General features: G+C 46.1%; 5 protein-coding genes. 2 read left to right on the top strand and 3 right to left on the bottom strand.

Features of this window, described 5'->3' with window-relative positions:
* Positions 1-85: 85 nt before the first annotated feature.
* Positions 86-2,056 (top strand): EAL domain-containing protein, encoded by a 1,971-nt coding sequence (locus tag QUA33_RS26875; protein ID WP_333152660.1) that lies wholly within the window; start codon positions 86-88, stop codon positions 2,054-2,056.
* A gap of 110 nt (positions 2,057-2,166) precedes the next feature.
* Here QUA33_RS26875 and QUA33_RS26870 read toward each other — a convergent pair whose 3' ends face one another.
* Together QUA33_RS26870 and QUA33_RS26865 are read right to left on the bottom strand one after the other, a co-directional pair.
* Positions 2,167-3,819, bottom strand: a complete 1,653-nt coding sequence (locus QUA33_RS26870) for an alpha-amylase family glycosyl hydrolase (protein WP_333152658.1) — start codon at positions 3,817-3,819, stop codon at positions 2,167-2,169.
* Between the two features lie 484 nt (positions 3,820-4,303).
* On the bottom strand, positions 4,304-5,023 hold the full coding sequence (locus QUA33_RS26865) for a response regulator transcription factor (protein ID WP_333042026.1): 720 nt from the start codon (positions 5,021-5,023) through the stop codon (positions 4,304-4,306).
* Positions 5,024-5,421: 398 nt separating this feature from the next.
* Here QUA33_RS26865 and QUA33_RS26860 point away from each other — a divergent pair, with 398 nt between their 5' ends.
* Positions 5,422-7,290 (top strand): PAS domain-containing sensor histidine kinase, encoded by a 1,869-nt coding sequence (locus QUA33_RS26860; protein WP_333152656.1) that lies wholly within the window; start codon positions 5,422-5,424, stop codon positions 7,288-7,290.
* Between the two features lie 252 nt (positions 7,291-7,542).
* Here the strand turns inward: QUA33_RS26860 and QUA33_RS26855 are convergent, their stop codons facing one another.
* A complete protein-coding gene (locus QUA33_RS26855; protein WP_333098984.1) occupies positions 7,543-8,070 on the bottom strand; it encodes an orange carotenoid protein N-terminal domain-containing protein in 528 nt (175 codons plus the stop codon).
* Positions 8,071-8,318: the final 248 nt, after the last annotated feature.

Genomic DNA, 8,318 nt, shown 5'->3' with positions numbered 1-8,318 from the left:
GCTTAACTGCTTATCAAGCTATTCAAAAAGCCCTCTCTCTTCATGGCTCCCTTTTTTCCCCTAGTTGAGCAATTACATTACGAGTTTGCTGCATTCTCCTCTGGAACTCAACGAAATTCGGAAATCAGTTCTGGAACAAACTGTCAAGCATTTGCGTGGTTCGGGAGGGCGACTCTACCTTGCAGCCGAGTTTGGCGATCGACCGGCTTTGCTTTATACCTGTGGCCAGCAGCCCGCGGATCTCGACCTTGAACTCAGCCCGTTTTGGCAGCAGATCATGGGGTTGGACAACCAAGGCGATCGAACACAAACTGCTAATCATACAAGCCAATTAGATATTTTTGAAAATCTATATTCCCAGCATTACAGTTCAATTGACAGCAATGTTTCCAGTTTTATCGTACCGCATTTGTATGCAATTGCAGATATCTCTAAAGAACCTCAACTCAAATCTGTATCTGCCAATTTAGTCGCAGCTTCCATTCGTTCATTTTTGGCAGTACCGCTGCAATACCGCCAACAGTGCATCGGCTGTCTCACCGTTTTTCGCAGCCCTATAGAAACAGAAATTTTGTGGGCGGGGCGTTGCAGTTCGGACGCCCGGAACGATCGTCCCCGACAATCTTTTGCAGCTTGGAAAGAAATCAAAACAGGCGAAGCTCAAAAGTGGACTAGCGAGGAACAGAAGCTAGCACAATCTTTAGGAACTCACCTGTACATGGCTGCAATGCAGAGACGGGTCGAGGCGATGATTCGACATCAAGCTTCTCACGACCCATTAACCGGTTTACCTAATAGATTGCTGTTTAATGAAAGGCTGTCTTTAGCTTTAGCTAGCGCTCACCAAAACGCAGAAATGCTGGCGGTAATCTTTCTAGATTTGGATAGATTTAAAAATGTTAACGATACTCTCGGTCACCCAGTGGGTGATTTGTTGCTGCAAAGTGTATCTCGGCGTTTGGCTAACTGTTTGCGCGTGGGGGATTCGATGGCTCGTTGGGGCGGAGATGAATTTACTGTGCTGCTGTACAATCTCAACAGCCCTGACGAAGCAACTAAAATTTGCCAGCTAATTATCCAGAGTTTAAGCAGTCCTTTTGATTTTGACGGTCTAGAACTTTATATTAAGGCTAGCTTGGGAATTGCTTTGGCTCCTTATGACGGAGAAGATGCAGAAACTTTGCTGAAAAATGCTGATGCTGCAATGTACAAAGCTAAACAGAAAGGTCGCAATAATTATCAGTTTTACACGCTGGCGATCGGCAGTAAAGTCTCCGAGGATCTTAACTTAGAAAATCATCTTTACAAAGCTCTAAAAAAATCCGAGTTTGTCCTGCACTATCAACCGCAAATAAATTTAAAGACTGGTAAAATAGTCGGCATGGAAGCTCTGATTCGCTGGGAACATCCCGAACGCGGTTTGATTTCTCCCGATCGATTTATTCCCTTAGCTGAGGAAACAGGATTAATCTGCCAAATAGACGAATGGGTGATGCGGACTGCTTGCTTGCAAAATCGAGCGTGGCAGTTACTGGGATTGCCGCCGATGCGGATAGCGGTGAATTTATCAGCCCGGCAGTTTCTGCAACCTCACACGGTACAAACCATCGCTGAAATTTTATCAGAAACAAAGTTAAATCCCGAGTATTTAGAAATAGAAATTACCGAGAGCATTGCCATGACAGATGTGAGCTTTACGGTGTCGGTATTGCAGCAGTTGCAGGACATGGGAATTCACATTGCTTTGGATGATTTTGGTACCGGTTATTCTTCGCTGTGGTCTTTGAAAAACTTTCCCCTCAATAATTTAAAAATAGACAAATCTTTCGTTGCCGACTTGGTGACTGGCAGCAGCGGTGCTACTATTGTGAAACTGGCGATCGCCTTGGGACAGGGCCTGAATTTACAGGTGATTGCTGAGGGAGTGGAAACAGCAGAACAGTTGGCGTTTTTGCACTCGCATCAGTGCGATATGGGTCAGGGTTACTTTTTTAGCAAACCAATACCGGCGGCGGCTATAACCCAATTGTGCTTAGAAAATCAATCGGGGAAATAATATCAATTCCGGTTGCACCGTCCGTGATTGTTGACTGTTGACTCACAGTGAACAGTCAACAGTCAACAGTCAACAATGATAAGGAGTGCAACCGGAATCGATAGGACAGCTTACTGCCAAACAAACACTTTCGCTTCGTATTCCGGCAAGTCAATCATAATATTGTCATCGCCCGATTCAATATCATAATTCCCCGTCCATTCGTGCCAAGTTCCGTTGGCCGGGAAGTGGGGAACGCTGTAACCTGCCAGATAATTTTCCGACATATTCGCCACTACTACAACTCTCGAACCTTCATCGTTCCAGCGAGTGTAAGCAAAAACTTTCGAGTCGGGGTCTTCGTGGAAAAAGTCGATGTTTTCTGTGTAAAGTGCTTGGTTATTTTTACGCAGGTGAATTAAGCCTTTGTAGTATTCCCACAAACCTTTATTCTGGTCATTTCCTAGCAGCGTCCAGTCAATTTTAGATTGCTCAATTGTTTTGGCTTTGTATTCGCCAAATTCTTCGCCCATCCAAATCAGCGGCACGCCAACTGCTGTCATTAACAGCACGGTTCCCAACTTCGCCCGTTTGAATGCTGCTTCATCCAAAATCCCGCGATCGCCCAATTCGGCAAAAACGCGATCGTGGTCGTGATTGCTCAAATAATTGACTACATTCGTAGCACCCAAGAAACCTTGCCGCTTGCAGTCGATTACTTCTTTGAGCCGTTCTAAATCAAAATTGTCGCCGCAGAGTTGTGGAATTATGGAGTGATAGAAACTGTCGTGCCAGCAGCCGTCCATCGGCCCGTCTAGATTCGTGATGCTGGGATCGTCGGGAATGTATTCGGCAACGGTGTAAAACGGTTTGGGGCCGGCGACATTTTTGGCTTCTTGAACTATCCAGTGCATAAAATCGTAGTTAGCAATTTGTCGCGCCGCGTCGAAACGAATGCCGTCGAGATGATATTCTTGAACCCAATAGCGGACTGTATCGCCAATAAATTTGCGCGCCGGGAAAGTTCCTAAGTTTTCGTCGTAAAATTCGTAGTTAAATTCCGGGCCCCAATTGTTGTCAGGATCGCGCGGGGCGTGGTGGTACCAATAATCGTGATCGATTTGAGTGAGGGGGCTCGATGATTCCGAGTGGTTGTAAATCCCGTCCATGATGATGCGAATACCGCGCCCGTGACACTCGTCTATGAGGTTTTTGAGTTCTTCTGTGGTTCCGTAGCTGGACTCGGCAGCGAAGAAGTAGCGGGGGTTGTAGCCCCAACTGTAGTCGCCTGGGTATTCTTTGAGGGGCATGAGTTCGATCGCGTTGACGCCGAGTTCGACTAGGTAATCGAGTTTTTCGACGACGTGCTTGTACTTGCCGCGGGCGAAGGGATCGTCTTCGCCGCCGGAAAAGTCAGCAACGTGCATTTCGTAAATCACTAATTCCCGATCGGCCGGTAGCGGTTTATCGTCGTGTTTCCAGACGTAGGTATCGACAATGCGATCGCCATCTTTGATCCGAACAATGCCGTTTTGAGTAGGATCGTCGATATCAGTCGCGTAGGGATCGACCACATCTACCCACTGATCTGCTTCCAGAAACCAGCTTTTCGACTGAACGCGAAATTTGTATTGATAAACGCCATCCTCCAATTCAACTCGCGTGCGGAAATAACCCTCTTCGTCCTTTTCCATCGGAATTTCTTCCCAATTAGAAAAAGAGCCAATCAAGGCAGCTCCTTTGTTATAGGGAGCAAATAACTTGAATTCAATTGGGGCGGCCATAATACCTCTTTCTAAAACATTTCAGTAGCAGTTGATACTTTTAATTTCGCTAACTTAAGCGAACTCAGCATCGCTCTGCGGATATAATTTCTTTAAGGCTTAACTATTCCTAAAAGTATCGTAATCTGGCTTCTGCCTGCGCCTTTTATGAAGTGAGATCGCGCAATATTGGCAGTGGGAGCGAAATTAATCTAACTGGGCATCGCTTAACAATAAGTATTAGTAATATGATAGTTTTTAGCATCTATCTTAAGGTATATTTACTTTTTTTAAAACTTAAAAAAACATCTGTACTAGGATAGATGCGCCTTTAAAACTTATTACTGTTTTAACAACAAACAATTGCTTGGCTGGTGTACGCTGCTACCCCTAATTTTTGGGTAACAATTAGTCAGTCGGTGTGCAGCGCACACCCTTAATCAGTGACCGTAAGGTGCGCCCAGCGCACCCTACTTTTAACTTGATTTTGCCTGATGATAAGGCTTCATCCAACCAAGCCAGAACGCAGGGCAAGAACGGCTGCCTGAGTGCGGTCATCAGCGCACAACTTGTTCAAAATATTGCGGACGTGAGTCTTGACTGTACCGACAGTAATGTACAGCTTTTCGGCGATTGCAGCATTGCTGTAACCCTGCACGATCAGTTCCAACACTTCTAATTCCCGCTCGGTTAAAGGGTAAGTCTCAATGATGTGACTAAACTCGGGTTCGGCAGCCTTAATTGTGACTCTTTTGCCCTCAGCCTTCGGTTCTTCCGGCGCGGGTTCCTGAGTGCGAGCTTGTTTCAGGACGATACGGGCGATCGCCGGATCGATCCAAGAATTACCTTCGTGAGTTACTTTTACTACATCTAATAACTGATCGAAGCTAATATCTTTCATGCAGTAAGAGTCAGCTCCGGCGGCAAAAGCTGCCAGAACTTCTTCTTCATTGTCCTGGAAAGTCAGAATCAAAATTTTTGTATCTGGATCGGACTCCGCTACGGATTTTTTGAACTTTTGTGTAAGTTCAATGCCATCAAAATCCGGCAATCCAATATCTACAATTGCCACGTCAGGTTTTGAAGACTGAAGCAGTTTCAATCCATCTGTAGCGTTAGCTGCATCGCCGACAACTTCTATCGTGTCACGCTGTTGTAAAGCTGTGCGGATGCCGACTCTTGTCAGGTCATGGTCTTCTATCAAAGCAACGCGAATTTTACTCATCTTTCTTCCAATAGTCCGCTAAACTTTTAAAATATCGTCAACTGACTCAGATAAACTGAGTAAATTTGAGAATGTGTCCTGATTTAGGGTTTTACAGGCTGCACATCATTTTTAAGCATACTCATGCAGCCGCCAAGAATGCAAGTTAATTTTTAAGTTATTTTGCGGCGATGCCTGCACGAGCCTTCCTCTGGACAGGTAAGCTCTCAATGTTTTAACAGTTTAACTGAATTATCTCATTGTCCGCCCGTTGATAGAGGTAAAGATATCACTACCGAGATAAGTTTAAAGTATAAAAAATTTTGATGCACTTGGCACGTCAAAATCAATAAAGCTAGCAGTACGAGTCTTTAGCCGGTGTTAGGGCTCAAGTCCAATGCTTATTTATATAACCTGTTATGACTCAGTATGACCGCAATAAGTCTTTTCCGTCGGAGTTTTCCGACTCGGAAATCTTACACAAAGTATCTGAAATAACGTCCCCCCAACCGCAAGTTGGCGACTGCGAAACTCAGGACGATCGCCTGCAGTCGGCAATTCCTCACATAGGTTGGGAAACAAAGACCGACGGCTGGGCGACTTATTTCTGTCAGCGCTGGGAGGAGTACACCGGCGTACCAGCAGCAGCAGCTTTGGGTTTCGGCTATCTGGCGCAGGTTCACCCAGAAGACCGCCCTCGTCTGTTGGCGAGATCGCACACTTCTAAGTTCCCGCCGCCAAGCTACGAAATTCTATTCCGTCTGCGGACGCGAGAGGGCATTTACCGCTGGAACCTGGCCACAGGAACGCCCGCTAATCCAGACAGTCAGGAAGTTTGGAAGTGGGTGGGAACCTACACCGAAATCGACGCCATCCAAAAAACTCCAGCCGAACCCCAAGCAGAACCAGAATTCTTGCCCGATCGAGTGCCCTCGAAAAACAATTTTACAGCAAAAAATTTGTGTGGAGCCCGGACGGTATGGGACGCGGAACACGAGTTGCACGCGCTCGATCGATTTACAAATCTGTTGAGCCAGCGCGCGGGTAGCTTGTGCCAGTTGTTGCAAGGCATTGCGGATGCGACTGTAGAGGCGATCGCAGGAGCGGAATTTTGCCTAGTTGCTCTCCTGGAGTACGATTGCAGCGGCCTCAAAGTCAGCGCTGTCGGGGGCACGGAAAACTTTGGTGAGGGTACAACCCCGCACGTGCAAAACAAGCTGCTGTGGAAAGCATTTGCGACGGGAGAGTCTGTACTGTTGCGGTCGGAGTCGGGCGACGGCGGGCTGCCGGCGGCGGCCTGTGCTGCAGCGATCGAGTCGGCGCCAAGCGGGCGTTTGGGTGTGTTGGCCATCGGCAACGGGAAAGACAGCAGGGCGATTAACGCTCATACTCAGCAACTGCTGGCGGTGATGGGAAAACAAGCTGCGATCGCGATTAACAACGCGCTGGCGATCGAAAAATTAAAAAAGCAGGAACAGCTTTTAGACTTGCAAAACGAGCTGCTAATTCGCCAGCAGGAAGAACTGGAAAATCAGGGGCGACGCATTCAACAGCAAAAATTGGAACTGCTAGAAGCAGCCAAGTTAAAATCGCAATTTTTGGGCATCATGTCCCACGAATTGCGAACTCCCATGAATTCGATTATCGGCTTTTCCCAATTGCTGCTGCGCCAGCACAAACAACTGCTGACCGCCCAGCAAACAGAAATGGTGGGGCGCATTTTACATAACGGCAAAAATCTGCTTCTGCTGATTAACGATATCCTCGACCTCTCCAAAATCGAGAGTGGCCGCACAGAATTAAAAATTGAAAAATTTAATTTAGCGCATTTAGTAATGGATGTCGCCCTGGAATTCGGAAATCAAGCCACCGATAAGAACGTGGCAATGTCCGTCAGCGTCTGCTTGCAGGATCAGTTGATAGTTAATGACAAGTTGCGCCTGCGGCAAATTTTGGTCAATCTCGTTTCCAACGCGGTTAAATTCACACATGAGGGCAGCATTTACATTGAGGTGCGGGCATTAAATAGCGATCGGCTAATTATCACCGTTCGGGATACAGGAATCGGCATCTGTCAACAGGATCTTCCCCACATTTTCGACAAATTCCACCAAGGCGACCAAAGTACAACTCGCCAATATCCCGGCACTGGTTTAGGACTAGCTATTTGTGCTTCTTTAGTCAAGATGATCGACGGTAAAATTACCGCCGAAAGTCAACCCAACAAAGGTTCAATATTTCGGATCGAGTTCCCGCGAAAAATTTACCCTAAAAAACTCAATTGCTGACTGAAAACCTTTTTATATTTATCAGAATGGCCGATTTTAACCGCTCGTACAAAAATTTTCGTCCCTCTCTAAGACACGAAAAAATAAATATGACTAAGAGCAAAAAAAGGATTTACCTAATAATTATAGCGGTAGGGTGCACCTCGGCGCACCCTACATATAGAGGTTTTGGGTAATCCCTTTATTCTTGAGTCCCTCTCTGCTAGGAAGAGAGTTTGTGTAGGATAGGTTGCAACAGCAGACTTTTATGTCTTAAAGACTAGAAGTTTTCCCTACTTCCGCCTGAGTAGCAATTGGTTTAACATCGGTGTAGCCCATATTATTAGCTACATCGCGCAGCACTGTAATTTGCTGTTCAAAATCAAGACCTTCAATTTGACCCAACACGCCATTGACAGCCTCAGTTGCCTCATATCCTTCGGGGATATCGACAATTGTTTCCCCCATACCAATAGCCCAAGCATACCAAACTACCAACTGATTGTTAGCAGTTAAAGCTCCGTAAGCGTGAGAATACGGCGTGTCGTCGCCGTTGACAATACCGCGCATTATATTCAGTTGTTGGTCATGGGAAAGCTTGTAAAAATCATCCAGCAGCATGGGAGCTAATTCTGGTTCGGCGGCGGCGGGAGCGGCTGGTGTAATTGAATCTCCCATTTTTTCATAAACAAAGTAGAGCAGCGCCAGTTTTTCATCTGTACCCAACCCGTTGATTGTCTGAACGATGTTTTTAGTGTCGTTGGAAAGAGAGTGAGGATTGGTGGCGGCGGGTGAGTTCATAAACAAAATTCCTTAAAAATGCTTCCAGAATATACAAATATCAAGATTTGTAAGTACAAGTCACCATCCCCGAGAGGTAATACGATTTTAGTTTTTAGATTTTAGATTTTAGATTCAACAATGGGGAATGGCTTAGTATGTATGGGTTGGGCGCTTGGCTAAAGCTGCATTGTAAGGATTCAGGTAAAAAATAGTTCCGCAGAGAGCCGAAAAATATGGTAATGTAGTCAGATGAGCGAAAAGGCCGA

Source organism: Microcoleus sp. Pol14D4 (assembly GCF_036701245.1).
In the GTDB taxonomy this organism is placed as follows: domain Bacteria; phylum Cyanobacteriota; class Cyanobacteriia; order Cyanobacteriales; family Microcoleaceae; genus Microcoleus.
The sequence above is the reverse complement of the archived record's forward strand: the minus strand, read 5'-3'. Positions and strand labels throughout refer to the sequence as shown.

Excerpts from the sequence above, each read along its gene's own strand:
- QUA33_RS26870 (WP_333152658.1), bottom strand. The coding sequence starts at position 3,819 with ATGGCCGCCCCAATTGAATTCAAGTTATTTGCTCCCTATAACAAAGGA.
- QUA33_RS26865 (WP_333042026.1), bottom strand. The coding sequence starts at position 5,023 with ATGAGTAAAATTCGCGTTGCTTTGATAGAAGACCATGACCTGACAAGA.
- QUA33_RS26860 (WP_333152656.1), top strand. The coding sequence starts at position 5,422 with ATGACTCAGTATGACCGCAATAAGTCTTTTCCGTCGGAGTTTTCCGAC.
- QUA33_RS26855 (WP_333098984.1), bottom strand. The coding sequence starts at position 8,070 with ATGAACTCACCCGCCGCCACCAATCCTCACTCTCTTTCCAACGACACT.